Raw genomic sequence first — 25,889 nt, 5'->3', positions numbered from 1 at the left:
CGCCGCCTCCACCCTCGTCGTACGCGCTGTCGTTGCCCACGGCCCGCTAACTCCCTGTACTCCGATACGAACGCAGCCCCGCCCGCCACGCCCACCCGGCCGCCGCGCAGCACACCGCCGCCACGGCCGGTGCCGCGAACGCCGCCCACCCGGGCAGGTCCAGCGGATACGGCCGCCCCAACACGTAGCACGCGGGGATCCAGTTGACGAAGGCGAGCGGCAGCACGAACGTCACCCCGCGCACCAGTTCCTGCGCGAACAGCACCGGCGGATACTGCAGCATCGTCTGACCGCCGTAGGTGAACGCGTTCTGCACCTCGGACGCGTCCTGCGCCACGAACTGGAAGGCCGCGCCCCCCACGAACACCGCGCAGAAGATCGCCGCGCCGCTGACCACCGTCACCGGCATCAGCAGCAGCTTCGGGACCGTCCAGTCGACGTCGAGCGCGGCGAGCGCCCAGCCGAGGACCACCAGCCCCTGCAGCAGGCGCCCCACGCGGCGCAGGGCGAAGCGGTCCGCGGCGACCTGCGCGAGCACCGGCACCGGCCGCACCAGCAGCGTGTCGAGCGTGCCGTCCCGCACCCGGCGCCCCAGCCGGTCCATCGAGCCCAGCGCCAGATCCGCGAGGCCGAACGACACCATGGACAGGCCGTACAGGAAGGCCACCTCGGCCAGAGTGTGGCCGGCCAGCACGTCGACGTGCGAGAACATCAGCGCGATGCCGACGAAGTCAAGGCCGGTCACCGCGACACCGCCGATGGTCGTCAGGACGAACGACGTCCGGTACACCATGGTCGAGCGGATCCACATCCCCGCGATCAGCCCGTACGCGCGCGCCCCCCGCGCCGCCCCGGACCACCTGCCGAGCCGCCCTGCACCAGGAACGGAATCGAATCCTCCGATCCGCCCGCCGCCCTCAGCCACCCTGGACCACCACCCGCCGGGTCGCCGCCGTCTGCAGCAGCCGCCCCACCGCCAGCAGCGCCACCGCCCACGCGCCCTGGAGCGCGAAGACCCGCAGCACACTCGCCTCCCCCATCAGGACGTCGGCCGGCCCCTGGAGCAGCGCCGCCCAGGGCAGCACCCGTACGACCTCGCCGAGCACGCCCGGGAAGACGTTCAGCGGCAGCACCATGCCCGAACAGAACATCCCCACGATCATCAGCATCTGCAGCGCCCCCGTGCCGTCCAGCAGCCAGAACGCGCTCAGCGCCACCAGGTAGCGGATCGCGAAACTGACCACCATCGCCAGCAGCACCGCCGCCAGGAAGGCGGCCCAGGTCAGCGGAGCGTCCGGCAGTTCCACGGGGAAGACCGCCACCCCGAACAGGAAGGGGGCCACGCCCCGCCCCAGCAGCTGGAACACCGAGCGGCCCAGGTCCTGCGCCAGCCACCATCCCTGCAGGTCGGCGGGACGGTACAGGTCGATCGCGACGGCACCCGTACGGATCCGCTCCATCAGCTCGACCTCGAAGCCGCCGCCCTGAACGGCCAGCGTCGCGTAGAGCGCCTGCCCCAGCCACACGTACGTGACCGCCTGCGCCTGCCCGTAGCCGCCGAGGTCCGGCCGCTCGTTCCACAGCGCCAGGTAGGTGTACACGAGGATCAGGCCGAAGACGGTGTTGGTGAACACCCCGGCCGCCGTCGCCGCCCGGTAGGTCGCGTACCGCCGGAAACCGCCCGCCGCCACCGCCGTGTACAGCCGGGCCGTGCCTCCCCCCACCACCGCCTCCGGTCCTCGCCCCGCCCGGCGCACCCGCCCGGCGTACTCGTCCGACGCCTTCGAAAACGCCCGAGCGCACGAACCTAGTACCCGCGGCCGACGCACTGCCAGGCATTTTCCGGCGCTTCGGGGCCATGAGTGGGAGATGCCGTACGGCGGGCCGACACGCGCCGCCGACAGGAACGGTTCGCCGGATGCGAGAGTCTTCTATAAGGGGACGCACGACGCGTACACACATGCATCACGCGTACCGACTGTTACGGCTGTATCGGCCACAACAGTTGTATCGGCCGTATCGGCCGTATCGGCTGTACTGGCTGTACCGGCTGTACCGGTCGTACCGGCAGGAACAAGGCGAAACAGGAGTCCGTGCACGAGATGAGCGACGAGCCGCAGCCACAGCAGTCCGGCCGGGGCCGGGGCCCCCGAGAGCCCAGGCGCGGGCGCACCGGATGGCGCCGGGCCGTCCCCACCTGGCGGACGACGCTCAGCGCCCTCCTCCTCGGCGCACTCCTGCTCCTCGGCGTCTTCCTCCTCGGCTACACCCTCGTGCAGATCCCGCCCGCCAACGCCCTCGCGATCAAACAGGCCAACGTCTACCTCTACGCCGACGGCTCCGTCATCGCCCGGGACGGCGAGGTCAACCGGGAGAACGTCGGCCTCGGCCGGGTCTCCGAGGAAGCGCAGCACGCCGTCCTCGCAGCCGAGGACCGCGACTTCTACACCGAGTCCGCCGTCGACCCCCAGGCCATGATCCGCGCCGCCTGGAACACCGCCACCGGCAAGGGCAAGCAGTCCGGCTCCACCATCACCCAGCAGTACGTGAAGAACTACTACCTGCAGCAGGAGCAGACCGTCACCCGCAAGGTGAAGGAGTTCTTCATCGCCATCAAGCTGGACCGCGAGCAGAGCAAGGACAAGATCCTCGAGGGCTACCTCAACACCAGCTACTTCGGCCGCAACGCCTACGGCATCCAGGCCGCCGCCCACGCCTACTACGGCGTGGACGCGCAGGACCTCGACGCCGGCCGCGCCGCCTACCTCGCCGCCCTGGTCAACGCCCCCAGCCAGTACGACGTCGTCGCCCACCCGGAGAACCGGTCGGCCGCCGAGTCCCGCTGGAACTACGTCCTGGACGGCATGGTCGAGAAGGGCTGGCTGGGCGCGACCGAGCGGGCCGGGCTGACGTTCCCCACCCCCAAGGGGAACACCAACTCCACCGGCATGTCGGGCCAGCGCGGCTACATCGTGCAGATCATGAAGGACCACCTGACCGGGAACGGGATCGTCGGCGAGGAGGAACTCGACGCCGGCGGCTACCGCATCACCACCACCCTGCAGAAGGACAAGCAGGACGCCTTCGTCGACTCCGTCAACGACAACCTGATGGACCGGCTCGACCCGGAGGAACGCGAGGTCGACACGTACGTCCGTGCCGGCGGCACCGCCGTCGAGCCGAGGACCGGCAAGGTCCGCGCGATGTACAACGGCATCGACTACGTCAAGCAGTACACCCCCAACGCCACCCGCAGGGATTACCAGGTCGGCTCCATCTTCAAGCCGTTCGTGTTCGCCTCGGCCGTCGAGAACGACTCCAGCACCCAGGGTGGCCGCCCCATCACCCCGAACACCGTCTACGACGGCACCAACAAACGGCCCGTCGAGGGCTGGCCCGGCGGCCGCTACGCCCCGGCCAACGAGGACGACCGGTCGTACGGCCACATCACCGTCCGCGAGGCCACCGACAAGTCCGTCAACGCCGTCTACGCCCAGATGGCGGTCGACGTCGGCTCCGACAAGGTCCAGCAGACCGCCATCGGTCTCGGCATCCCCTCCACCACACCCGAACTGACCCCCTCCCCGTCCATCGCCCTCGGCGTCGCCACCGCCAGCACCCTGGACATGGCCGAGGCCTACGCGACCCTCGCCAACCACGGCGTGCACGGCGACCCCGTCCTGATCGAGAAGGTCACCAAGGACGGGAAGGAGACGGTGCCGCTGCCCGAACGGAAGACCCGCCGGGCCGTCAGCCGCGAAGCCGCCGACACCACCACCGCCGTCCTGCGCGGCGTCGTCCAGAACGGCACCGCGGCCGCCGCCCTGGCCGCGGGCCGCCCCGCCGCCGGCAAGACCGGCACCGCGGAGGAGGACAAGGCCGCCTGGTTCGCCGGCTACACCCCCGAACTCGCCACCGTCGTCGCGGTCATGGGCCAGAACCCGGACACCGCCGCACAGGAGAAGCTGTACGGCGCGATGGGCATGCCCCGCGTCAACGGCGGCGGGGCACCCGCCGAGATCTGGGCCCAGTTCACCCGGGACGCGCTGGAGGGCGAACCCGTCAGCGACTTCGACCTCGACCTGCAGGCCGGCGCCGAACGGACCGCGCCACCGACCGCCGACTCCAGCGCCCTCCCCTCCGCCACCGCCCCGGGCGACGGCACGTCCAGGACCCCCGGAACGGACGGGAGCGCGAGCCGCAGCCCGGGCGACGGCACCGGCGAGGACGGGAACAGCACGGGAGGCGGGACGAGCGACGGCACCAACGGCGACACCACGGCCGGTGGCGGCACGGACGGCGGAGCCGGGCAGACCGGCGGAACCACGGACGGGCCGACCGGCACCACGGGCGACACGGACGGCGACGGACCCGGGGAAACCGGCGGGGCGGGCGGAACCGGCGAGGACACCGGCACGGGCGACCGCGGCGGCCTCACCGGATTCATCCCCCGCCCCCGCGGCGACTGACCGCGCCGCGCGGCTCCCCCGCACCGGCGGGGCTCAGTGCCCCGACGTCGCCTTCAGCCCCACCACCGCGACCACCAGCAGGCACACGAAGAAGACCCGGGCGGCGGTCACCGGCTCCCCCAGCACCGCCATGCCCAGCACCGCCGCCCCGGCGGCACCGATCCCCACCCACACGCCGTACGCCGTACCGATCGGGAGCGTCTTCGCCGCGTACGACAGCAGCACCATGCTCGCCACGATGCCGGCGCCGGTGAACAGGCTGGGCACCAGCCGGGTGAACCCCTCGGTGTACTTCATCCCGATCGCCCAGCCCACCTCGAGCAGACCGGCCACGACCAACAGGACCCACGCCACGACAGGCACCTCCGGGACACCACTCGACGTATCGAAACGGGAGTGCGTCGTCTTTGCCTCACCCCGGTACGGCGCGTCTCGTCGGGGCCCGGTGTCGGGTCCGTCCACTCTAGGTCCCCGGCCGGGGCGGCCGGAAGGGCTGGTGACCACGGTCACCAGCCCTTCCGCACAGCTCCACCGGCCCCCAGAGCCACCGGCCCACAGAGCTACAGGTACAGGCCCGTCGAGTCCTCCGACCCCTCGAACCGGTCCGCGGCCACCGCGTGCAGATCACGCTCGCGCATGAGCACGTACGCGGTACCCCGCACCTCGACCTCCGCGCGGTCCTCCGGGTCGTACAGCACCCGGTCCCCCGCCTCCACCGTCCGGACGTTCTGTCCCACCGCGACGACCTCGGCCCAGGCCAGCCGACGGCCGACCGCCGCCGTCGCGGGAATCAGGATGCCGCCCCCGGACCGCCGCTCGCCCTCGCTCGCGTCCTGCCGCACGAGCACGCGGTCGTGCAGCATCCGGATGGGCAGCTTGTCGTCGTGCCGGGGGTCGTGCTCGTTCTTCTTGGCGCTCACGCCTGAAACCTACCTGCCTTCACCACGGACGTACGCGCTCGGGTCCGGATCAGCGCCCGCGCCGACGGGACCCCAGGGCCAGCAGCCCCACCACGCCCACCACCAGGACCGCGGCCGGCACGACCCGTTCGAGCCGCGGCGACCCGTCCACGTCCACGAACTGCGCCTTGACGTCGCTCACCACCCGATTGACGCCGACGTACGCCCTGCCGAGCGTGTGGTCGACGTTGGACGCGACCCTGGCCTTCGCGTCCCCGACGATCGTCTTCGGATGCACCCGCACGCCGATCTCGTCCAGGGTCTCGGCCAGCACCGCGCGACGGCGACTGATGTCCGCCTCGATCTGCGCCGGGGTCCTGGTGTCCGCCGTGTCCGCCACCGTGTCGCCTCCGAAATCCGCTGAAACCATAAAAGCCGTACCTGTGCCGGACAGTCTGTCAGCTTCGCGCCGCACCGCACGGTCAGGGCACCCGGATACCCTCGATCCCGGCATCCGATCCCCCCCCAGTGTGTACGTAAGAGGAGACCCGACCGATGAGCGAACGCCTCGAGCCCGGAGACGTGGCCCCCGCCTTCACCCTGCCCGACGCGGACGGCACCGAGGTGTCCCTGGCCGACTACAAGGGCCGCAAGGTCGTCGTCTACTTCTACCCGGCGGCCCTCACCCCCGGCTGCACCAAGCAGGCCTGTGACTTCACCGACAACCTGGACCTGCTGGCCGGGGCGGGCTACGACGTCGTCGGCATCTCCCCCGACAAGCCCGAGAAGCTCGCCAGGTTCCGCGAGCAGGAGTCCCTGAAGGTCACCCTCCTCGCCGACCCCGACAAGCAGGTCCTGGAGGCGTACGGCGCCTTCGGCGAGAAGAAGCTGTACGGCAAGACGGTCGTCGGCGTGATCCGTTCCACGGTCGTCGTCGACGAGGAGGGCAAGGTCGAACGCGCCCTCTACAACGTCAAGGCGACGGGCCACGTGGCCAAGATCATCAGGGACCTGGGCGTCTGAGACGCGGTACCCGCGAACGGCCCTTGCCCACGCCCCGGTAAGGGCCGTTCCGCATGTCGTGCGTGACCGTCCGACAAACGGTTCGTTACTCCGTACGAGTCCACGAACGGGTGGCCGGGAACGGAGGGGCCCAATGGGGGCAAGCGCGTACACCAAGGAGCGCCTGGATGAGGCGGCCGGGGGGGCACGGACGTTGTCGGAGGCGTTGGTGCGGTTGGGGGTGGATCCGAAAAGTTCGACGCGGGCGTACATCCGGGAACGGGTGAAGAGATTGGACGTGGACGTTTCACACTTCGAACCGAGCGGAGTGCGATGGACCAGGGACGTTCTGCAAGCAGCGGTATCCGCTTCGACCAACATGTGCGAGGTACTGCGCCATCTCGGTCTCGAAGTGGTCGGAGGTCATCACACGCACATCAGCCGTCGTATCAGGGGGTACGGCATCGACACCTCGCACTTTGAAGTGCCGACCGCGCGCGCCCGGACCGGGAGGGGCATCCTCTTCGAGCGGTCGCCCAGTGGGGCCAGACGCATCGACGGCAGCCGACTCAAGCGCGCGATGCTTGAAACGGGAATGAACGAACACTGTGCCCTGTGCGGGTTGGACGCCCTGTGGCTGGGAAAGCCACTGCCGCTCGAGGTCGATCACATCGACGGTAATTGGCGGAACAACCGGATCGAGAACCTGCGCCTGCTCTGCCCCAATTGCCACTCGACGACGGACAGCTACCGAGGGCGTGGCACGGGACGCACAAGGAGCGGTGCCTGAGGGGCCGCGGCATGCTGTACACCCGTGAGCGCATGGCCGAGGCAGCCACACGCTGCTCCGACATCGACGAAGTCATCGCCTTCTTCGGCACCCGGCCCTACGAAACGCTTCGGCGATACCTGTACAAGCGCTTCGAGCACTACGGCATCGACGTCTCTCACTTCCGTCATCGAGGCAGACTCACCATGCGCCGCGCGAGGCCCGCAAGGAACGAACTACGCACAGTCGTCACGGCGTCGACCTCCATGGCTGAGGTCCTGAGCCGCTTGGGTCGCCCCGACAACACCAGCCAGCGCGCAATGGTGCGGTCATGGATCGCGGAGGAGCGGATTTCAACCGCGCACTTTCTGGGACAGGCGCACCGGCGAGGAAGGTCGAGCTCCAACCCTGTGAAGAGCCCTGAAGACATCCTGGTCCTGCACAGCAGCAAGCACCGCACGAGAACACCACAACTCCGTCGAGCCCTACGCGAGATCGGTGTACCCGAACGCTGCGCCACGTGTGGCATCGGGCCCAACTGGCGCGGGATGCCGATGACGTTGGAGGTCGATCACATCAACGGAGAATGGCGGGACGACCGGCGTGAGAACTTGCGGTTGCTCTGTCCCAACTGCCACGCGATCACCAGCACGTGGTGCAGGGGAGGCGCCAGGCAATGCACGACCCCCGGTACCATGACAGGCACCAGCGGCGGTGGCGCAACGGCGACGCGGCAGACTTAGGATCTGTGGCCCTTGATCGGGCTTGAGGGTTCGAATCCCTTCCGCCGCACACTAACGGCCTGCGCATCGAAGGATGATGTGCAGGCCGTTGCCATGTGGGCTCAGCCCAGCAGCTCCCGTACCGCCGGCACCAGGGCCCGGAAGGCCTTGCCGCGGTGGCTGATGGCGTTCTTCTCCGCCGGGGAGAGCTCCGCGCAGGTGCGGGTCTCGTTCTCCGGCTGGAGGACCGGGTCGTAGCCGAAGCCGTTCGTGCCGGTGGGGGCGTGGCGCAGGGTGCCCCTCAGCCGGCCTTCGACGACGCGCTGTGTGCCGTCGGGGAGGGCGAGGGCGGCGGCGCAGGCGAAGTGGGCGCCGCGGTGGGGGTCGGCGATGTCGGAGAGCTGGGCCAGGAGCAGCTCGAGGTTGGCCCGGTCATCGCCGTGGCGGCCGGCCCAGCGGGCGGAGAAGATGCCGGGGGCGCCGCCGAGGACGTCGACGCAGAGGCCGGAGTCGTCGGCGACGGCGGGGTGGCCGGTGGCGCGGGCGAGGGCGTGGGCCTTGAGGAGGGCGTTCTCGGCGAAGGTGGTGCCGGTTTCCTTGACGTCGGGGACGTCGGGGTAGGCGTCGGCGCCGACGAGTTCGTGGGGCAGTGTGGCTTCGGTGAGGATCGACCGGAGTTCGGTGATCTTTCCGGCGTTGCGGGTGGCGAGGATCAGGCGGGTCATGGGGTCCAGTATTCCGGGCCCCACGGCCGTCCCCGCCGGCTGCTCCCCGCCCGGTCCTGCGGCGGTTCCTACGGCGTGCAGACCTTGGTCAGCTCGCCGGCGGCGTCGGTGACCGGGCTGATGTCGGGGGTGGGGTCGCCGTTGTCGATGGAGGTGCGGACGTTGCCGACGGCCTTGTCGAGGTCGTCGACGGCCTTGCCGACGTCGGCGTTGTCGGTCTGGTCGCCTATCTCGCCGAGGTTCTGGTCGATGGAGTCGAGGGACTCCTCGAGCTGGGTGGCGTCGTTGGAGGCGTTGTCGACGGCCTGCTGGAGTTCGGTGACGCTGTCGGCGATGGCGTCGGCGGTGCGGACGCAGTCGAGTGCCTTGTCGACGGCGCTGCAGCCGGTGGTGAGTCCGGCGGTGAGTGCGACGGCGGCCAGTGTGGCGGCGACGGTGGTGGTGCGGCGGCGTCGGCGGCTCGCGGCCATGGACGGTCCTTCCCTCGTGGGGCCGGGACGGCCCTCCTCGCTGACCGGGCGCCCGGGGGCGAGTCGGGCGGAGCCGAGTCGATCCGTACGTCCGTACCCCTGTAGACGCGGGGGTGGCCGGCGCGGTTGCCCGCGTCGGCCACGCCCTTGGTGCGCCTTTTACCTTTCGAGGACGCTATCAAGTGCGGTGCGCTGTGCGGTAGTCAGTTCGGCGCAGCCGGTGACGGCGAGGTCGAGGAGTGCGTTCAGTTCGGTCCGGTCGAAGGGCTGGGCCTCGGCGGTGCCCTGGACTTCGACGAAGCGGCCGTCGCCGGTGCAGACGACGTTCATGTCGGTGTCGGCACGGACGTCCTCCTCGTAGCAGAGGTCGAGGAGGGGGGTGCCGTCGACGATGCCGACGGAGACGGCGCTGACGGTGCCGGTGAGGGGCTGGCGGCTGGCGCGGATGAGCTTGTTGTCCCTGGACCAGTTGAGGGCGTCGGCGAGGGCGACGTAGGCGCCGGTGATGGCTGCGGTGCGGGTGCCGCCGTCGGCCTGGAGGACGTCGCAGTCGAGGACGACGGTGTTCTCGCCGAGTTGCTTGTAGTCGATGACGGCGCGCAGGGACCGGCCGATGAGGCGGCTGATCTCGTGGGTGCGTCCGCCGATGCGGCCGCGGACGGCTTCGCGGTCGCCGCGGGTGTGGGTGGCGCGGGGGAGCATCGAGTACTCGGCGGTCACCCAGCCCTCACCGCTGCCCTTGCGCCAGCGGGGGACGCCTTCGGTGACGGAGGCGGTGCACAGGACCTTGGTGTCGCCGAAGGAGACGAGGACGGAGCCCTCGGCGTGCTTGCTCCAGCCGCGTTCGATGGTGACCGGGCGGAGTTGTTCGGGGGTGCGGCCGTCGTTTCGAGACATGGCGTCGAGCCTAGTCGCACGGGAGGGGCCCCTTTCCCGTGCGGCGGGCTGCTGCCGCTGGGAAAGGGGCCCTCGGGGGCCGGGAGTTCCGGCTGTCACAGCTGTGCGGCTGTCACATCATGTCCTCGATGTCGGCTGCGAGGGGGTCGGCGTCGGTGCCGATGACGACCTGGATGGCGGTGCCCATCTTGACGACGCCGTGGGCGCCCGCGGCCTTCAGTGCGGCGTCGTCGACCTTGGCGGGGTCGACGACTTCGGTGCGGAGGCGGGTGATGCAGCCTTCGATCTCTTCGATGTTGTCGATGCCGCCGAGTCCGGCGACGATCTTCTCAGCCTTGGTGGCCATGTTCGCTTCTCCCTGATCCGAACCGCTTTGGTCGCAGTAACCCACAGTTGGCCCATCTTCGCGAGCGGTCGTGCCGTCGGTGCCGAAGGATGGCGTCACGACAGCGGGACCGTCCCCAGCTGGTCTACACCACCGGGGGGACCGTCGACAAACCCCGTCGCGGACGTCTGCCAGTGAGGGGGACCGGATGAGCATGCGGAATCCCGCCGGTGCCGGGCCTTCGGCCGGCCCTCCGCGGGAACGCCGGCACCGCTTCTTCCAGGGGCTGCAGAAGATGGGCCGCAGCCTGCAGCTGCCGATCGCGGTGCTGCCGGCGGCGGGCATCCTCAACCGGCTGGGCCAGCCGGACGTGTTCGGGGAGGGCGGGCTCGGCTGGACGGACGTCTCCAGGGTGATGGTGGGGGCGGGTGGCGCGCTGCTCGACGGTTCGCTGGGGCTGCCGCTGCTGTTCTGCGTGGGTGTGGCCATCGGTGTGGCGAAGAAGGCGGACGGGTCGACGGCGCTGGCGGCGGTGGCGGGGTTCCTCGTCTACTACAACGTGCTGCGTCAGTTCCCGCAGGACTGCCCGGAGGGTTCGGAGGCGGTCGCCGCCGTCGGGTGCCGGGTGGCGGACGGGACGGTGACGGCGTTCGAGTACCAGAATCCGGGGGTGTTCGGCGGCATCGTCATCGGGCTGATGGCGGCGTACTTCTGGCAGCGGTTCCACCGTACGAAGCTGGTGGACTGGCTGGGCTTCTTCAACGGCCGGCGGCTCGTGCCGATCATCATGGCGTTCGCGGCGATCGTGTTCGCCGCGCTGTGCCTGTGGATCTGGCCGCCGGTCGGTGACGCGCTGGAGGGTCTCAGCGACTGGATGGTGGGGCTGGGCGCGTGGGGTGCGGGTGTGTTCGGTGTGGCGAACCGGGCGCTGCTGGTGGTGGGGCTGCACCAGTTCCTGAACGTGCCGGTGTGGTTCCAGTTCGGCAGTTACACCAGGCCGGACGGTTCGGTGGTGCACGGCGACATCAACATGTTCCTGGCGGGCGACCCGGACGCCGGGCAGTTCCTGTCCGGTTTCTTCCCGATCATGATGTTCGCGCTGCCGGCGGCGGCGCTGGCGATCACGCACTGCGCGCGGCCGGCCCGGCGCAAGGAGGTCGGCGGCCTGATGCTGTCGGTGGCGCTGACGTCGTTCGTCACGGGCATCACGGAGCCGGTCGAGTACTCGTTCCTGTTCGTCGCGCCGGCGCTGTACATAATGCACGCGGTGCTGACGGGCGTGTCGATGGCGGTGACGTGGGGGCTCGGGGTGCACGACGGGTTCAGTTTCTCGGCGGGGCTGATCGACTACGTCATCAACTGGAACCTGGCGACCAGGCCGTGGCTGATCGTCCCGATCGGGCTGTGCTTCGCGGTGGTGTACTACGTGGTCTTCCGGTTCGCGATCACGAGGTTCGATCTGAGGACTCCGGGCCGGGAGCCGGAGGAGGAGGTGGAGGACACCACCAAGGCCTGACCGGTACCGGCCGTTCGGGCCTTCGGGCCCGCGGGCGCACCCCCGGATCACGGGTACGGGGCGTAGTGCTCCGGTTGCACAATTCGCGGGTTCCTTACACGGCCTTCATCGTGCTACAACAGGTCTACACCACTGGGTGGTGTAGACCACCACGATGGAGGAAGTATGAGCTCCGCCACCGCCTCGGCGGCTCCCGCGAAGAAGCGGGGATCCGGCCTGTTCCAGGGCCTGCAAAAGGTCGGTCGCAGCCTGCAGCTCCCGATCGCCGTCCTGCCGGCGGCGGGCATCCTGCTGCGGCTCGGCCAGGCCGACGTCCAGGAGAAGCTGAACCTGCCCGACAAGGTCACAGCGGTGTTCGCCACGGCCGGTGGCGCCATCTTCGACAACCTGCCGATGCTGTTCTGCATCGGTGTGGCCATCGGCTTCGCCAGGAAGGCGGACGGTTCCACGGCGCTCGCCGCCCTGGTCGGCTTCCTGGTCTACAGCAACGTCCTGAAGGCGTTCCCCGTCACCGAGGCGAAGGTCCAGGACGGCGCGGACATAGCCGCGACCTACAACAACCCCGGTGTCCTCGGCGGCATCCTGATGGGTCTGCTGGCGGCGGTGCTGTGGCAGCGCTACCACCGCAAGAAGCTGGTGGACTGGCTCGGCTTCTTCAACGGACGCCGGCTCGTGCCGATCATCATGGCGTTCGTCGGCACCGCGATGGGTGTCTTCTTCGGCCTGGTGTGGGAGCCGATCGGTGACGGCATCTCGGCGGTCGGTGAGTGGATCACCGGTCTCGGCGCGGTGGGCGCGGGTCTGTTCGGTCTGATCAACCGCGCGCTGATCCCGATCGGCATGCACCAGTTCGTGAACACCGTCTCCTGGTTCCAGATCGGTGACTTCACCAACGCGGCGGGCGAGGTCGTGCACGGCGACCTGAACCGCTTCTTCGCGGGTGACCCGGACGCCGGAATGTTCATGTCGGGCTTCTTCCCGATCATGATGTTCGGCCTGCCGGCCGCCGCGATCGCCATCGCGCACGCCGCCCGCCCGGAGCGCCGCAAGGCCGTGATGGGCATGATGGTCTCCCTGGCGCTGACCTCCTTCGTGACCGGTGTGACCGAGCCGATCGAGTTCGCGTTCATGTTCATCGCCCCGGCGCTGTACGTGATCCACGCGGTGCTCACCGCCCTGTCCATGGCGGTCACCTGGGCGCTCGGGGTGCACGCGGGCTTCACCTTCTCGGCGGGCGCCATCGACTACGGGCTCAACTGGAACCTGGCGACCAGGCCGTGGCTGATCATCCCCATCGGGCTGGTGTTCGCGGCGATCTACTACGCGCTCTTCCGCTTCGCCATCGTCAAGTTCGACCTGCCGACCCCGGGCCGCGAGCCCGAGGAGGAGGTCGAGGACACCACGAAGGCGTGAGCGGTCCCCGTCGCCGCGCGGCGACAGCGGCGTGACCGGGGCCCCGCCGCCGGCGAGGGCGGCGGGGGCGGGGCCCCCGCGCCGGGGGGGACCGGGGCCGCGCCGGCGGCCCCCCCGCGCCCCCCCGGCCCGCGCGCCCGCCCCCGCCCGCCCCCCGGCGCGTGCGGGCACGGGGCGGCGCGGGGCGGGGTACAGGGGTCAGACCACGTACGTCGCGCCGGGTGCCGCCAGTTCCACCGGACCGTCGTAGGCCGTGCGGGCGTCGGCGAGGTTGACCTGCGGGTCGGTCCACGGGGCGATGTGGGTGAGGACCAGCCGGCGGGCACGGGCGCGGGCCGCCGTCTCACCCGCCTCGCGGCCGTTGAGATGCAGGTCGGGAATGTTCTCCTTGCCGTCGGTGAACGCGGCCTCGCACAGGAACAGGTCGGTGTCGTGGGCGAGTTCGTCGAGCGCCGTGCTCACCCCGGTGTCGCCGGAGTACGTCAGCGACTTCCCTGCGTGCTCGAGCCGGATGGCGTACGCCTCCACCGGGTGCGCGACGCGTTCGGTGTGCACGACGAACGGGCCGAGCTCGAAGGTGGAGGGCTTGACCGTGCGGAAGTCGAAGACCTCGCTCATGGAGGAGGCCGAGGGGGTGTCCGCGTAGGCGGTGGTCAGCCGGTGCTCGGTGCCCTCGGGTCCGTAGACCGGGAGCGGGTCGCAGCGGCCTCCGTCGTAGCGGTAGTAGCGCGCCACGAAGTACGCGCACATGTCGATGCAGTGGTCGGCGTGCAGATGGCTGAGGAAGATCGCGTCGAGGTCGTAGAGACCGCAGTGGCGCTGCAACTCGCCCAGGGCACCGTTGCCCATGTCGAGGAGCAGCCGGAAGCCGTCGGCCTCGACGAGGTAGCTCGAGCAGGCCGACTCCGCGGACGGGAACGACCCCGAGCAGCCGACGACGGTGAGCTTCATGAAGCAGAAACCTCCGCTGGCGGGGAGTGAAAACGGGGGTCGTGCGGTTCGTCGAGCGTAAGGCGCAGAACCTTCGGTCGCTCCTCCGCCAGGGGCGGTTGTGGGGGAACTCACCTGTGCTGTCACCGGTTCGGCTGGAAGCGGGGCACGGAGGGCGTGCGGGAGGGCGCACGGGTGCGGGCCGCGCCGGTACCGTCGGGCCATGAACACGTCGTGGTGGCTCGCACTCGTCGCGGTGGTCCTGCTCGCGCTGGTCGCCGCGCTCGTGGACGGGTGGGGCCGGGGGCACCGGTCCCGCGTCCGGAGCGCGCCGGCCGGGCCGGGGACGGTGACGGACGGGAGGGGCGGGCGGCCGCGGCCCGCGGAGATCTGGTGGGCCGACGTGCCCTACGAGGACGTGCCGCGGGCAAGGAACGGGACGCGGGCGGGGGACGGGGGGCCGCCGGGGGACGGGGCGTCGAAGGACCGGCCGTGTCTGGTGCTGGCGGTGCGCGGGGAACGGGCGACCGTCGCGAAGATCACGACCCGTTTCCGGGAGGGCCGCGCCGGGGTGATCCCGCTGCCCGAGGGGTCCGTGGGGGACGCCCGGGGGCGGGCGAGTTTCCTGGAGACGGACGAGCTGCGCGAGGTTCCGGTGCGGGAGTTCCGGCGCCGGGTGGGGGTCGTGGACCCGGCGGTGTGGGACCGGGTCCGGCACCTGGCGGGGTGAGCGCGGCGGCGGAGGCGGGACGCGCCCACGGAACGGGAGCACCGCAGGGAAGGGCGAAGGGGCCGGAGTGGGTCTCCGGCCCCTTCGTACCGCGCCTGGTGCGCCTGGTGCTGTCGTGTCACGCCCAGAGCTGGCCCTGGAGCGTCTCGATGGCTTCCTCCGTCGTGGCGGCGGTGTAGACGCCGGTCGACAGGTACTTCCAGCCGCCGTCGGCGACGACGAAGACGACGTCGGCGCTCTCCCCCGCCTTGAGCGCCTTGTTCGCGACGCCGATCGCGGCGTGCAGGGCGGCCCCGGTGGAGACACCGGCGAAGATGCCTTCCTGCTGGAGGAGTTCACGGGTGCGGGTGACGGCGTCGGCGGAGCCGACGGAGAAGCGGGTGGTGAGGACGGAGGCGTCGTACAGCTCGGGGACGAAGCCCTCGTCGAGGTTGCGCAGCCCGTAGACGAGGTCGTCGTAGCGGGGTTCGGCGGCGACGATCCGTACGTCCGGCTTGTGCTCGCGCAGGTAGCGGCCGACGCCCATGAGGGTGCCGGTGGTGCCGAGGCCGGCCACGAAGTGCGTGATCGAGGGCAGGTCGGCGAGGATCTCCGGGCCGGTGGTGGTGTAGTGGGCGCCCGCGTTGTCCGGGTTGCCGTACTGGTAGAGCATCACCCAGTCGGGGTGCTCGGCGCCGATCTCCTTGGCGACCCGTACGGCGGTGTTGGAGCCGCCGGCGGCCGGGGAGGAGATGATCTCCGCGCCCCACATGGACAGCAGGTCCCGGCGTTCCTGCGAGGTGTTCTCGGGCATCACGCACACCATGCGGTAGCCCTTGAGCTTGGCGGCCATGGCCAGGGAGATGCCGGTGTTGCCGGACGTCGGCTCCAGGATGGTGCAGCCCGGGGTGAGCCGGCCCTCCTTCTCCGCCTGCTCGATCATGAACATGGCCGGACGGTCCTTGATCGAACCGGTCGGGTTGCGGTCCTCGAGCTTCGCCCAGACGCGGACGTCGGCCGAGGGCGAGAGCCGCGGCAGGCGTACCAGCGGGGTGTTGCCGACCGCGGCCAGCGGCGAGTCGTAGCGCATCCGGATCAGGCCATGCCGCCGGCCACGGCCGGCAGGATCGTGACGCTGTCGCCGTCGGTCAGCTTGGTGTTGATGCCGTCGAGGAAACGGACGTCCTCGTCGTTGAGGTACACGTTGACGAAGCGGCGCAGCTGGTCGCCGTTGGCGTCGTCGACGAGACGGGCCCGGATGCCGGCGTGCCGGGTCTCGAGGTCGGCGAAGAGCTCGGTGAGGGTGTTCCCGGTGCCCTCCACCGCCTTCTGGCCGTCGGTGTACTGGCGGAGGATGGTCGGGATCCGGACCTCGATGGCCATGGCGGAGGGCTCCTTCGGTGATGTCGTCTGTCGGTGGGCGCGCGGCGGCGCGGGCGGTGCGTGGGGGTGCGTGCGCGTGCGTGCGAGGTGGTGCCGCCGGGGCTCACGGGCCCTGCGGCGGGAGGCTCGATGTCAACAGATGGCGCTGGCGAGTCGGCACAGGTCGACGTGCAGCCGCGCCACGAGCAGCTTGCCCGGCGTCTTGTCGCTCACGTCATGGAGAACCATGGGGTCATCGTATCGATTCCCGGCAGCCGGATCCGAGTGCCGTCTCACACTCCGGAAGACGGGCGACCGGTATGTGGGAAGAGGCTGGTCGGGGCCCGGTTCGCGGTGCTCGCGCGGGGTCCGGCACGGCTCAGTACGCTTCGACGACCTCGACCTCCTCCTCCGTGACCTCGCCGTCCACGATCCTGAAGGAACGGAACTGGAAGTCGCCGAGGCCGTCGGTGTCGGCGGTGGAGACCAGGACGTAGTGGGCGCCGGGCTCGCTCGCGAGGGAGACGTCGGTGCGGGAGGGGCGGGCCTCGGTCGCGGTGTGCGAGTGGTAGACGATCACCGGCTCCTCGTCATTGTCGTCCATCTCGCGGTAGAGCCTGAGCAGGTCCTTCGAGTCGAACTCGTAGAACGTGGGCGAGCGGGCCGCGTTCAGCATGGGCACGAGACGCTCGGGGCGGCCGGAGCCCGCCGGGCCCGCCACCACGCCGCACGCCTCGTCGGGGTGGTCCTCGCGCGCGTGGGCGACGATCCGGTCGTACAGCTCCTGGGTGATGGTCAGCATGGGGCTCAGGATAAGCAGACGGGCCGCTCCGTACCGAGGGGTGGTACGGAGCGGCCCGGATGCCGGACACCTGGGGGTCACCGGCCGGACGGCCGGAGGTCTCCGGCCGGTGGCCTCGGGGGTCAGAGGGCCTTCGCGGTCTCCGTCTCGTCCGCGTCGGGCGCCGGGCCCCCGGCCTTGCGGACCCGGACGTACTCCAGGAAGGAGTCCAGCTCCCGCTTGACCACGGGGGCCAGCAGGTAGAGGCCGATGATGTTGAACACGGCGAGCAGGAAGAGCGCCGAGTCGGCGAGGCTGATCAGGGAGTCGAGGGAGAGCAGGGAGCCCGCGACCACGAACACGCTCCACACCGTCTTGAAGGCGATCTCGCTGGCCTTGCTCCGGCCGAAGAGGTACGTCCAGGCCTTGAGGCCGTAGTAGCCCCAGGTCAGGATCGTCGAGAAGGCGAACAGCAGCACCGCGACCGTCAGCAGGTTCGGGAACCAGGGCAGGACGGTCTCGAAGGCGTCGGAGGTGATGGTGACGCCGCCGATGCTCTCGCCCTCGCGGGCCTCGCCCCAGCTGGCGGGGTTGGCGATGACGATGGTGAGCGCGGTCATGGTGCAGACGACGACCGTGTCGATGAAGGGCTCGAGGAGGGCGACCAGGCCCTCGCTCGCGGGGTGCTTGGTCTTGACCGCGGAGTGGGCGATCGGGGCGGAGCCGAGGCCGGCCTCGTTGGAGAAGGCGGCCCGCTGGAAGCCGACGATCAGGGCGCCGATCACACCGCCCGCTACGCCTTCGGCCTCGAAGGCACCCTGGAAGATGGTCCCGATCGCGTCGGGCACGGCGGTGACGTTGGTCAGGATGACGACCAGGCAGGCGACGATGTACATGACGGCCATCGCCGGGACCAGCCGGCTGGTGACCGAGGCGATGGAGCGGATGCCGCCGAGCAGCACGAGGCCGACCAGGGCGGCGACGACCAGACCGAACAGCACCGCGCCCGCGGAGGAGGCCAGGAAGCCGTCCTCGCCGCCGAAGGTCGAGGAGATCTGGGCGTAGCTCTGGTTGGTCTGGAACAGGTTGCCGCCGAAGAGGCCGAAGAAGAGGATCATGACCGAGGCGAGCACGGCGAGGACCTTGCCGAGCTTGGCGCCGCCGCTGCCGAAGCGCTCGGCGAGGCCCTTGGGCAGGTAGTGCATGGGTCCGCCGGAGACGGTGCCGTCCGGGTGGTGCTCGCGGTACTTCACGCCGAGGGTGACCTCGACGAACTTGGTCGCCATGCCGAGCAGACCACAGAGGATCATCCAGAAGGTGGCGCCGGGGCCGCCGATGGAGACGGCGACGGCGACACCGGCGATGTTGCCGAGGCCGACGGTGCCGGAGACGGCCGCGGTCAGCGCCTGGAAGTGGTTGACCTCACCGGGCGAGCCGTCCTCGTCGTACTTGCCGCGTACGACGTCGAGGGCGAGCTTGAACTTGCGCACCTGGACGAGGCCGAACCAGCCGGTGAAGACCAGGCCCGCGATCACCAGCCAGGCGACGATGAGCGGAAGGTCGGTGCCGCCGACGGGGACGGTGTAGAAGACGATGTCGCCGACCGCGGTCGCGACGGGATCGAAGAAATCGCTGACTGCGTTGTCGATGGATGTGGTGATGGAGTCGAGTGACATCGAACTACCTCAAGGGGTGGGGATGTGCTGACGTGGCGCAGCAGAGCGGTACGACGTCCGGCACATGACCTGCGACATGAACGGACGCCGTCGTCCGTTCGGCGACGGAGCACCGGCAGCAACCGGCTTCCCGATCACAGCGGCTTCCCCCGGTCACGGCGGGTCGGCGCCGCAAGCGAGTTGCCAGGTTTTACCACGCCGTTTACGCATAGTTGAGTGACGCACGTCACACCAGGTCGCTCGAGGGCGGTAAACAGAAGGGTCGGTGACAGGATCGTTATCCGGATTTGAGGATCCTCTGAGCGAACGGATCAGCGGATGTGTCCGGACATTCGGCACGGCGCTACGGCATGACCGCGGGTTTACGGCATGAGGGTCGATACCAGGGTTTCCTGGAGCCCGCCGAGCCACAGGTAGGCCATCACCATGGGCTTGCGCGGGTCCTCGTCCGGGAGGTGGAAGAGGAGGTCGGTGTCGTCCTCGTCGTCGATCTGCAGCCGGGAACCGATCGCCAGGCGCAGGTCGTTCAGCGCGCCGAGCCACTGCCGGGACTCCTCGGCGGAGAGCTCGAGCACCGCCCCTCCCCCGCCGGCCGCGGCGAGCCCGTCCAGGGAGCGGATCACCGCGAGGGCGTTCTCGCGCTTGCCGGCCCGCAGGTCGTTCTCGGTGAAACGGCGGAACTCCGCGGAGTGCGCCCGCCGTTGCTCGGCGTCCTCGGCCGGGGCGGACGCGTCGGGGCCGCCGTAGGCGTCCGGGAAGAGGCGGCGCAGCACGGGGTCGGCGGGCGGTTCGCTCGGGCCCTCGGCGAAGAGTTCGGCGAGCGGGTCGTCGGGCGCCTGTGCGGCCGGGCCGGGGCCGATCAGCTCCATGAGCTGTACGGCCAGGGAGCGGATGATGGAGATCTCGACGTCGTCGAGGGCGACGGCCGCGCCGCCGCCGGGGAGCGGTTCGAAGTGTCCTGGCATGGAGGCGATTCGCTACTTCCGGTCCTGCGGGCGGGGGCGGGTCATGGGCGGGCTGCTTCCGGTCCGGCCGGCGGGTCGCTCCCGGGCCGGGCGGCGGGCTACTTCCGGTCCTGCTGGAGCGTGGCCCACAGGCCGTAGCCGTGCATGGCCTGGACGTCGCGTTCCATTTCCTCACGGGTGCCGCTGGAGACGACCGCCCGGCCCTTGTGGTGGACATCGAGCATGAGGCTGGTGGCCTTCTCCTTGGAGTAGCCGAAGTACGTCTGGAAGACGTACGTCACGTAGCTCATGAGGTTGACCGGGTCGTTGTGCACGAGGGTGATCCAGGGGACGTCGGGCTCGGGCACGGCGAAAGCCTCTTCCGCCGGCTCGGTGCGTTCGATCTCCAGGGGTGCGGGTGACGTCACACTGCCCATGCTGCCACCGGAAGGGGCCGGGAGTACAAACCGGCCCGCGCGGGCCCCCGCCGAGCCCCGGGCACCGGGGACCGGAACCAAAATCGTCAGAACGACGAAAAGGGGGTAGCATCCGTCGTATGAACACAGCGGACCTTGGGCTGCCGGTGACGGTGCCGTCGACGGCGCTCTTCACCGACCACTACGAGCTGACGATGCTGCAGGCCGCCCTGGGCGGTGGCACCGCCGAACGGCACAGCGTCTTCGAGGTCTTCACCCGGCGCCTGCCGGAGGGCCGCCGCTACGGCGTCGTGGCCGGCACCGGACGGGTCCTGGACGCGGTGGAGAACTTCCGTTTCGAAGGCCCCGTCCTCGACTTCCTGCGCGAGAAGAACGTCGTCGACGGACCGACCCTCGACTGGCTGGCGGACTACCGCTTCTCCGGCGACATCTGGGGCTACCCGGAGGGCGAGGTGTACTTCCCGGGCTCGCCGGTCATGCGGGTCGAGGGCAGCTTCGCGGAGTGCGTGCTGCTGGAGACGGTGATCCTGTCGATCCTCAACCACGACTCGGCGATCGCCGCGGCGGCCTCCCGGATGGCGTCGGCCGCCGGGGACCGGCCGCTGATCGAGATGGGCGCACGGCGCACCCACGAGCTGGCCGCGGTGGCCGCCTCCCGGGCCGCCTACGTGGGCGGCTTCACCTCCACCTCCGACCTGGCGGCCGGGTTCCGCTACGCCATCCCGACCGTGGGCACCTCCGCCCACGCCTTCACCCTGGTGCACGACAGCGAGCGGGACGCCTTCCGCGCGCAGGTGGACTCCCTCGGCGCCGGTACGACGCTCCTGGTGGACACCTACGACGTGGCCGAGGCCGTCCGCGCGGCCGTCGAGGTCGCCGGCCCGTCCCTGGGCTCGGTCCGGATCGACTCCGGCGACCTGCTGCTGGTCGCGCACCGGGTGCGCCGGCAGCTGGACGAGCTGGGCGCCACCGGCACGAAGATCACCGTGACCTCGGACCTCGACGAGTACGCCATCGCCTCACTGGCCGCCGCACCGGTGGACGCGTACGGCGTCGGCACCCAGCTGGTGACCGGCTCCGGGCACCCGACGGCCTCCATGGTCTACAAGCTGGTCGCCCGCGCCCGGTCGGCCGACGCCGGGGCGCCGCTGGAGCCCGTGGCGAAGCGGTCCTCCGGCGGCAAGACGTCCATCGGCGGCCGCAAGTGGGCCGCGCGGCGGCTGGACGGGCACGGCGTCGCCGAGGCCGAGGTGGTCGGCACCGGGCGGATACCCGAGGAGCTGGCCGACCGGCAGCTGCTGGTGGAGCTGGTCAAGGGCGGCGAGGTGACCGCGACCGCGCGCGAGCCGCTGGACCGGCTCCGTGCCCGGCACGCGGCGGCCCGCGCCGGCCTGCCGCTGTCCGCGACCCAGCTGTCCCGCGGGGAACCCGTCATCCCGACGGAGTATCTGCACCTGGACTCGGGTAGCTGACGGCTGTCCCGGGAACCCGCCCCCCGTCCGCCCCTCGTCGACCGACCTCCAGCCGAAGGAATCCGACCATGCGCCGCGCCTTGATCGTCGTTGACGTGCAGAACGACTTCTGCGAGGGGGGCAGCCTCGCCGTGTCCGGCGGCGCGGACGTGGCCGCCGCCATCACCGAGCTGATCGCACGGGTGCCGACCGGGTACCAGCACGTGGTGGCCACCCGCGACCACCACGTCTCCCCCGGCGGTCACTTCGCCGACGCCCCCGACTTCGTCCACTCCTGGCCCGCGCACTGCGTCGCCGGGACGGAGGGCGTCGGCTTCCACCCGAACTTCGCCCCCTCGGTCGCCTCCGGCGCGGTCGACGCCGTCTTCGACAAGGGGGCGTACTCGGCGGCGTACAGCGGCTTCGAGGGGGCCGAGGAGAACGGCGTGCCGCTGGCCGACTGGCTGCGCGCCCGGGACATCGACGAGGTGGACGTGGTGGGCATCGCCACCGACCACTGCGTCCGGGCGACCGCCCTGGACGCGGCCCGTGAGGGCTTCCACACCCAGGTCCTGCTGGACCTCACCGCGGGCGTGGCGGCTCAGACCACCGAACGGGCGCTCGAGGAGCTGCGCGGGGCGGGCGTGGAGCTCGCGGGGAAGCCGGTCGTGCAGTAGGGGCGAGCCTCGCCGGAGCCGCGCGCCGAGCCGGGCAGGCCCCGGCCCGGGCAGGCTCCGGCCCGGGCAGGCTCCGGCCCGGGCAGGCCCCGGTCGAACACGCCCCGGCCCGGACAGGCCGTGGCCGGGCGCGCGCCGGTCCGGGCGGGTCCCGGTCAGGCAGGGGCCGTGGGGCGCCTGAGCAGGGCCCGGATCGGGTGCCACAGCTCGACCACCAGGTCGTCGCGGCCGGGCAGGTCCCGGCCGGTCAGGGCCGTGCTGCCGGGGGCCGGGCCGTCGGGGGCCGTGCGCCATATGAGGCCGTCGGGGTGGTGCAGCACCGCGGTGATCTCGTCGGGGCTCGGAGGGGCCGCGTTGCCTCTCAGGTAGACGGCCCGCAGGCCCAGGTTGCGCAGCCTGGTCAGGGCGCGCGCCCTGTTGCCCGCGTGCACGAGGACGCGCACGGAGCCGGCGGAGCCGGCGGCGGGGCTGGGCAGGTTCAGTGCCACCACCACGGTGCCGTTCGGCAGCTTGCTGAAGCCTCCTGCGGCCATGGAATTCATACCCCCGTCGGGCCAGGTGTCAATAAGGACGTCACAGGACGCACCTAAACACGGATCGGCGGCAACCCGCCAGTGGGGTTGCCGCCGATCACGGTTTGACCTGGTAAGAGGCGGTTTACCTCCTTGCGGGGCTTACCTCGAGGTGGATCGTCGAGCCGTTCCTGGCCTCCTTGACGATCTTGATCTTCGTGTTGGTGTCAGTGATCTTGACGCCGCCGGCCGGGTTCGTCTCGTCGTAGTAGGTGTGGGCCCGGTCGTTGAAGACCGACACCCCCTTCGACGAAGGAATCCTGGTCGCGACGTCGTTCTTGTGGAGCGTGAGGCCGTCGGTGCGGTACTTGCTGAAGGTCGAGTCGTACGTCTGGATGCGGTTGCGCATCAGCGTGCCGTCGGACCACTTCAGCGCGGCCGGGTGGGCGTCGACCGGCAGGACCAGGCCGGTGCCCGGGTGCTGGCTGGTGTTGTTGTCCGCCTGGGAGGTGTCCCACTTCCAGATCAACAGGCCGTTCTGGTACGGGAAGTGCTCCACCCAGTCCGGACGGCTGTTCGCGAAGCCGAAGTTGTACGGGCCGCTCTTGAGGGTCGTGTCGTACGAGACGTACTGACGGTTCTCGGCGATGTAGTACTGCGCGTAGTCGTTGGTGAACGACGCGCCGATGCGGGAGAAACCGTTCGCCGTCCACGCGTCGTCCGCGGTCTCGGCGTTGTCCGTGAACAGCGGGGTGCCGTCCGCGGTCACCGAGATCCGGTCGGCCGCGAAGCCCTTCATCGCCAGGCCGCCGTCGGTCTGGTAGCGGAAGCGCAGGTCGATCTTCTGGCCGGCGTAGGCGTCCAGCGGGTACGCCAGCGGCTTGTAGCCGTCGACCGTGCCGGACAGGGCCGGCTTGTCGCTGCCGTCGCGCGAGATCGGCTGCCCGTCCACCGTGCCGTCCAGGGCCGTCCAGTTGGCGCCGCCGTCGGTGGAGGCCTCGGCGTAGAGGAAGTCGTACTCGGCCTCGATCTCGTACCAGCCGTCGAGGGTCAGCTCGGCGCTCGAGGCACCGGTGAGGTCCACGGAACGGGTCAGCGTGTTCCGCAGGTCGTCACCGCTGCCGCTCCACCACTGCGTCTCGCCCTCGGCGGGGACCACGACCTCGGTGGTGACCGCCTTCTCGGGCAGCTCGACCACGAGGGCCTGCTTGTCCTTGGTGTTGTACTCGGCGTAGCCCAGCTTGTGCCGGGACTTCGTCGCGGCCTTGGCCGTGTCGTAGTCCAGCCAGCCCAGCTGGAGCTTGTCCCAGGCGGTCATGTCGCCGGGCAGGTCACCGATCTCGCCCTCGCCCCGGCCGAGCCAGGAACCGGAGGACATCAGGGTCCAGAAGCCGGTGGAGTTCTCGCCGCCGGCGGTGTCGTAGTGGTCCGGCAGACCGAGGTCGTGGCCGTACTCGTGGGCGTAGACGCCGAGTCCGCCGTTCTCCGGCTGGATGGTGTAGTCGCCGACCCAGATGCCGGTGTCGCCGACGGGGGCGCCGCCGAGCTTGTTCCGGTCGGGGCCGGTGGCGCCGGCGTCGCTGCCGAAGGCGTACCAGCGGTGGGCCCAGATCGCGTCCTCGCCCTGGGCGCCGCCCCCGGCGGACTCGTCCTCACCGGCGTGCACGACCTGGAAGTGGTCGATGTAGCCGTCGGACTCGTTGAAGTCGCCGTCGCCGTCGAAGTCGTAGCGGTCCCACTCGTCGAACTCGGCGACCTGGGTCTTGATCTCGGCGTCGGTGGCGCCGGCCGCCCTCTGGTCGGCGACCCACGCGTTCAGGCCGTCGCTGACGACGTTCCACACACTCGAGCAGGTGCTGGCGCCGCAGGCGTTGTTGCCGTAACGGGCCTCGTTGTAGGGGACCTTGACCCAGTCGGAGACCTGGCCCTCGACCGAGTAGCGGCCCGAGGACTGCTTCTCGAAGTACGTCTTGACCGACTCGACGCCCTTGCCGGTGCCGAAGTACAGGTCCTCGAAGTGCTTCTGGTCGTAGTCCGCCTGCCACGCGGTGGAGTTGTCCGTGCTGCGGTCCGGCTCGGCGATCCGGTTGTGCAGCGGGCCGGGGGTGCCGCCGTAGCGGCTGTCTATCTCGTCGCCGAACTCGACCAGGATCGTGAAGATCTTGTCGGTCTTCTCGCGGCCGAGCTCGACGTACTTGCCGGTGCCCTTCCTGCCCTTGCCCTTGAGCTCGACGACCTTCGAACCGTCCCGGTCCTTGACCGAGGAGTCGCCGGATATGACCTGCTGCAGCGCCTCCTGGCGCTGGGCGTCCTGCGTCTTGGAGAGCGGGCCCTCGAGGTCGTGCTCGACGTGGTGGTGCTCCGCCGGGTCCTGCCGGTCCACACCGGCCGGCCGGTCGGCCCCGTCGGTCGTGTCGGCCTGGGCCACGGTGAACGCAGAGCAGGTGGCGGTGACCGCCGCGAGTGCCACGCCTGTCGCGGCCGCTCTGAACGTCCAGGATCTACTGGTCACTTGAGATCTCCTCTGGCGTGCGTGCGCGCGAAGGTGGGGTCCGGGTGACGGATGACCGCGCACACGTAATCAACGCGTGTAGCCAAGTGACCACATTTGACTAAAGGTTCAGCAGAAAAAACAGACCTTGACTTGAACAGTTCAACTACATTATGCGGAGACGGGGTTCGCTTTTCGGACACGGAGGGCCCGCCGCCGGACACGGAGGACCCGTTTCGCCGTCGGGATGACTCCGTGCGCCCCCTGTGCACCGGCCCCGTGGGTCAGGTCACGCTTACTGTGCGTTCCGCTCGGGCACCCTCGCGGTGAGAGTCGCCCGGCGGCACACCGTTGAGCCGGTGGCACGCCAGGACGACACCCCCGACTCACGAGGACACGATGGCCATGCCCCGTCCGACTGTCGCTCAGTTCGCCTACGGTTCGTGCACCGTGGTCTTCTCCGCCTTCGCCCTGCTGCTGTTGTCGCGGGCGAGTTCGGGTGGGGGCATCGCGCTCGTCGTGGTCGCGGCGCTCGTCCTCGGACTGCTGGTGGCCATGACGGTGCCTCAGCAGAGGTCCCGCCCCGCCCCGGTGCGGCGGTCGGTGCCGCGGGAGCAGGTCCGGGCGACCCTGCCGTCACCGGCGGCCGTGCCGGTGGCCCGGGAGACCGTGCGGCAGGCCGCCCGCCAGCGGGCGGCCTCCTGACACCGGC

General features: G+C 70.4%; 29 protein-coding genes, 1 tRNA gene and 1 riboswitch. Of the genes, 11 read left to right on the top strand and 19 right to left on the bottom strand.

Annotated elements, in window-relative coordinates; genetic code table 11:
* Positions 1-46 precede the first annotated feature (46 nt).
* Both ORI94_RS17020 and ORI94_RS17015 read right to left on the bottom strand, forming a co-directional pair.
* Positions 47-811, bottom strand: a complete 765-nt coding sequence (locus tag ORI94_RS17020; RefSeq protein ID WP_266076177.1) for an ABC transporter permease — start codon at positions 809-811, stop codon at positions 47-49.
* A 106-nt stretch (positions 812-917) separates the two neighbouring features.
* Positions 918-1,724: an ABC transporter permease gene (locus ORI94_RS17015; protein WP_266076175.1), complete on the bottom strand. Its 807-nt coding sequence runs from the start codon at positions 1,722-1,724 to the stop codon at positions 918-920.
* A 378-nt stretch (positions 1,725-2,102) separates the two neighbouring features.
* Here ORI94_RS17015 and ORI94_RS17010 point away from each other — a divergent pair, with 378 nt between their 5' ends.
* Complete coding sequence (locus tag ORI94_RS17010; protein ID WP_266076174.1) at positions 2,103-4,469, top strand: transglycosylase domain-containing protein; 2,367 nt, start codon at positions 2,103-2,105, stop codon at positions 4,467-4,469.
* A 33-nt stretch (positions 4,470-4,502) separates the two neighbouring features.
* On the opposite strand, the gene ORI94_RS17005 is transcribed toward ORI94_RS17010, so the two are convergent.
* From ORI94_RS17005 to ORI94_RS16995, 3 genes are all read right to left on the bottom strand, one after another.
* Entirely contained in the window at positions 4,503-4,823 is a 321-nt protein-coding gene (locus ORI94_RS17005) for a DMT family transporter (RefSeq protein WP_062193523.1), read from the bottom strand.
* 41 nt (positions 4,824-4,864) lie between these two features.
* Positions 4,865-4,927, bottom strand: a riboswitch (guanidine-III (ykkC-III) riboswitch).
* A gap of 102 nt (positions 4,928-5,029) precedes the next feature.
* Positions 5,030-5,389 carry a GroES family chaperonin gene (locus ORI94_RS17000; protein WP_042173343.1) on the bottom strand — a complete coding sequence of 120 codons (360 nt, stop codon included), beginning with the start codon at positions 5,387-5,389 and terminating at the stop codon, positions 5,030-5,032.
* A 49-nt stretch (positions 5,390-5,438) separates the two neighbouring features.
* On the bottom strand, positions 5,439-5,768 hold the full coding sequence (locus ORI94_RS16995) for a DUF3618 domain-containing protein (RefSeq protein ID WP_266076494.1): 330 nt from the start codon (positions 5,766-5,768) through the stop codon (positions 5,439-5,441).
* Positions 5,769-5,923: 155 nt separating this feature from the next.
* Between ORI94_RS16995 and bcp the strand changes: the two genes are divergently transcribed.
* The 4 genes from bcp to ORI94_RS16975 all read left to right on the top strand — a co-directional run bounded on the left by bcp (position 5,924) and on the right by ORI94_RS16975 (position 7,931).
* Positions 5,924-6,391, top strand: a complete 468-nt coding sequence (gene bcp, locus ORI94_RS16990) for a thioredoxin-dependent thiol peroxidase (RefSeq protein WP_266076169.1) — start codon at positions 5,924-5,926, stop codon at positions 6,389-6,391.
* Between the two features lie 133 nt (positions 6,392-6,524).
* Positions 6,525-7,160 carry an HNH endonuclease signature motif containing protein gene (locus ORI94_RS16985; protein WP_266076167.1) on the top strand — a complete coding sequence of 212 codons (636 nt, stop codon included), beginning with the start codon at positions 6,525-6,527 and terminating at the stop codon, positions 7,158-7,160.
* Positions 7,161-7,171: 11 nt separating this feature from the next.
* The gene (locus tag ORI94_RS16980) at positions 7,172-7,882 is read left to right on the top strand and encodes an HNH endonuclease signature motif containing protein (RefSeq protein WP_266076165.1); all 711 of its coding nucleotides are present in this window, start codon (positions 7,172-7,174) and stop codon (positions 7,880-7,882) included.
* Positions 7,848-7,931 (top strand) — tRNA-Leu (locus tag ORI94_RS16975). The genes ORI94_RS16980 and ORI94_RS16975 overlap by 35 nt, the downstream gene beginning before the upstream one ends.
* 52 nt (positions 7,932-7,983) lie before the next feature.
* On the opposite strand, the gene rdgB is transcribed toward ORI94_RS16975, so the two are convergent.
* The 4 genes from rdgB to ORI94_RS16955 all read right to left on the bottom strand — a co-directional run bounded on the left by rdgB (position 7,984) and on the right by ORI94_RS16955 (position 10,494).
* Positions 7,984-8,586 carry an RdgB/HAM1 family non-canonical purine NTP pyrophosphatase gene (rdgB, locus tag ORI94_RS16970; protein ID WP_266076163.1) on the bottom strand — a complete coding sequence of 201 codons (603 nt, stop codon included), beginning with the start codon at positions 8,584-8,586 and terminating at the stop codon, positions 7,984-7,986.
* A gap of 68 nt (positions 8,587-8,654) precedes the next feature.
* On the bottom strand, positions 8,655-9,056 hold the full coding sequence (locus ORI94_RS16965; protein ID WP_266076161.1) for a hypothetical protein: 402 nt from the start codon (positions 9,054-9,056) through the stop codon (positions 8,655-8,657).
* Between the two features lie 159 nt (positions 9,057-9,215).
* Entirely contained in the window at positions 9,216-9,953 is a 738-nt protein-coding gene (rph, locus tag ORI94_RS16960; protein WP_266076159.1) for a ribonuclease PH, read from the bottom strand.
* A 112-nt stretch (positions 9,954-10,065) separates the two neighbouring features.
* A complete protein-coding gene (locus ORI94_RS16955; RefSeq protein WP_266076157.1) occupies positions 10,066-10,494 on the bottom strand; it encodes a PTS glucose/sucrose transporter subunit IIB in 429 nt (142 codons plus the stop codon).
* Between ORI94_RS16955 and ORI94_RS16950 the strand changes: the two genes are divergently transcribed.
* Positions 10,493-11,794, top strand: a complete 1,302-nt coding sequence (locus ORI94_RS16950; RefSeq protein WP_416237837.1) for a PTS transporter subunit EIIC — start codon at positions 10,493-10,495, stop codon at positions 11,792-11,794. The genes ORI94_RS16955 and ORI94_RS16950 overlap by 2 nt on opposite strands.
* Before the next feature lie 165 nt (positions 11,795-11,959).
* Positions 11,960-13,207, top strand: a complete 1,248-nt coding sequence (locus ORI94_RS16945) for a PTS transporter subunit EIIC (RefSeq protein ID WP_266076155.1) — start codon at positions 11,960-11,962, stop codon at positions 13,205-13,207.
* Positions 13,208-13,405: 198 nt separating this feature from the next.
* On the opposite strand, the gene ORI94_RS16940 is transcribed toward ORI94_RS16945, so the two are convergent.
* A complete protein-coding gene (locus tag ORI94_RS16940) occupies positions 13,406-14,158 on the bottom strand; it encodes an MBL fold metallo-hydrolase (RefSeq protein WP_266076153.1) in 753 nt (250 codons plus the stop codon).
* 202 nt (positions 14,159-14,360) lie between these two features.
* Between ORI94_RS16940 and ORI94_RS16935 the strand changes: the two genes are divergently transcribed.
* Positions 14,361-14,867: a type II toxin-antitoxin system PemK/MazF family toxin gene (locus tag ORI94_RS16935; RefSeq protein ID WP_266076151.1), complete on the top strand. Its 507-nt coding sequence runs from the start codon at positions 14,361-14,363 to the stop codon at positions 14,865-14,867.
* A gap of 118 nt (positions 14,868-14,985) precedes the next feature.
* Here the strand turns inward: ORI94_RS16935 and ORI94_RS16930 are convergent, their stop codons facing one another.
* The 7 genes from ORI94_RS16930 to clpS form a co-directional block, all read right to left on the bottom strand.
* Positions 14,986-15,936 carry a PLP-dependent cysteine synthase family protein gene (locus tag ORI94_RS16930; protein WP_266076149.1) on the bottom strand — a complete coding sequence of 317 codons (951 nt, stop codon included), beginning with the start codon at positions 15,934-15,936 and terminating at the stop codon, positions 14,986-14,988.
* A 5-nt stretch (positions 15,937-15,941) separates the two neighbouring features.
* The gene (locus ORI94_RS16925; protein ID WP_062194342.1) at positions 15,942-16,229 is read right to left on the bottom strand and encodes a MoaD/ThiS family protein; all 288 of its coding nucleotides are present in this window, start codon (positions 16,227-16,229) and stop codon (positions 15,942-15,944) included.
* Between the two features lie 132 nt (positions 16,230-16,361).
* Entirely contained in the window at positions 16,362-16,457 is a 96-nt protein-coding gene (locus ORI94_RS35335) for a putative leader peptide (protein ID WP_323056066.1), read from the bottom strand.
* Between the two features lie 130 nt (positions 16,458-16,587).
* Complete coding sequence (locus tag ORI94_RS16920; RefSeq protein ID WP_266076146.1) at positions 16,588-17,010, bottom strand: M67 family metallopeptidase; 423 nt, start codon at positions 17,008-17,010, stop codon at positions 16,588-16,590.
* A 122-nt stretch (positions 17,011-17,132) separates the two neighbouring features.
* The gene (locus tag ORI94_RS16915; RefSeq protein WP_266076143.1) at positions 17,133-18,665 is read right to left on the bottom strand and encodes an alanine/glycine:cation symporter family protein; all 1,533 of its coding nucleotides are present in this window, start codon (positions 18,663-18,665) and stop codon (positions 17,133-17,135) included.
* A 362-nt stretch (positions 18,666-19,027) separates the two neighbouring features.
* Positions 19,028-19,630, bottom strand: a complete 603-nt coding sequence (locus ORI94_RS16910) for a DUF2017 domain-containing protein (RefSeq protein WP_266076141.1) — start codon at positions 19,628-19,630, stop codon at positions 19,028-19,030.
* Between the two features lie 98 nt (positions 19,631-19,728).
* On the bottom strand, positions 19,729-20,046 hold the full coding sequence (gene clpS / locus ORI94_RS16905) for an ATP-dependent Clp protease adapter ClpS (protein WP_266076139.1): 318 nt from the start codon (positions 20,044-20,046) through the stop codon (positions 19,729-19,731).
* A 119-nt stretch (positions 20,047-20,165) separates the two neighbouring features.
* Here clpS and ORI94_RS16900 point away from each other — a divergent pair, with 119 nt between their 5' ends.
* Together ORI94_RS16900 and ORI94_RS16895 are read left to right on the top strand one after the other, a co-directional pair.
* Positions 20,166-21,518 carry a nicotinate phosphoribosyltransferase gene (locus tag ORI94_RS16900; protein ID WP_266076137.1) on the top strand — a complete coding sequence of 451 codons (1,353 nt, stop codon included), beginning with the start codon at positions 20,166-20,168 and terminating at the stop codon, positions 21,516-21,518.
* 68 nt (positions 21,519-21,586) lie between these two features.
* Positions 21,587-22,174 (top strand): isochorismatase family protein, encoded by a 588-nt coding sequence (locus ORI94_RS16895; RefSeq protein ID WP_266076135.1) that lies wholly within the window; start codon positions 21,587-21,589, stop codon positions 22,172-22,174.
* Between the two features lie 155 nt (positions 22,175-22,329).
* Here the strand turns inward: ORI94_RS16895 and ORI94_RS16890 are convergent, their stop codons facing one another.
* Both ORI94_RS16890 and ORI94_RS16885 read right to left on the bottom strand, forming a co-directional pair.
* Complete coding sequence (locus ORI94_RS16890; protein WP_266076133.1) at positions 22,330-22,707, bottom strand: hypothetical protein; 378 nt, start codon at positions 22,705-22,707, stop codon at positions 22,330-22,332.
* A 124-nt stretch (positions 22,708-22,831) separates the two neighbouring features.
* Entirely contained in the window at positions 22,832-25,198 is a 2,367-nt protein-coding gene (locus tag ORI94_RS16885) for an immune inhibitor A domain-containing protein (RefSeq protein ID WP_266076131.1), read from the bottom strand.
* Between the two features lie 378 nt (positions 25,199-25,576).
* On the opposite strand from ORI94_RS16885, the gene ORI94_RS16880 reads away from it, so the two are divergent.
* Positions 25,577-25,882 carry a hypothetical protein gene (locus tag ORI94_RS16880; protein ID WP_266076129.1) on the top strand — a complete coding sequence of 102 codons (306 nt, stop codon included), beginning with the start codon at positions 25,577-25,579 and terminating at the stop codon, positions 25,880-25,882.
* Positions 25,883-25,889: the final 7 nt, after the last annotated feature.

The sequence above is a fragment of the Streptomyces sp. NEAU-W12 genome (genome assembly GCF_026242095.1).
In the GTDB taxonomy this organism is placed as follows: domain Bacteria; phylum Actinomycetota; class Actinomycetes; order Streptomycetales; family Streptomycetaceae; genus Streptomyces.
Note: the sequence above shows the minus strand (reverse complement) of the source record. Positions and strands in the feature narration are given on the sequence as shown.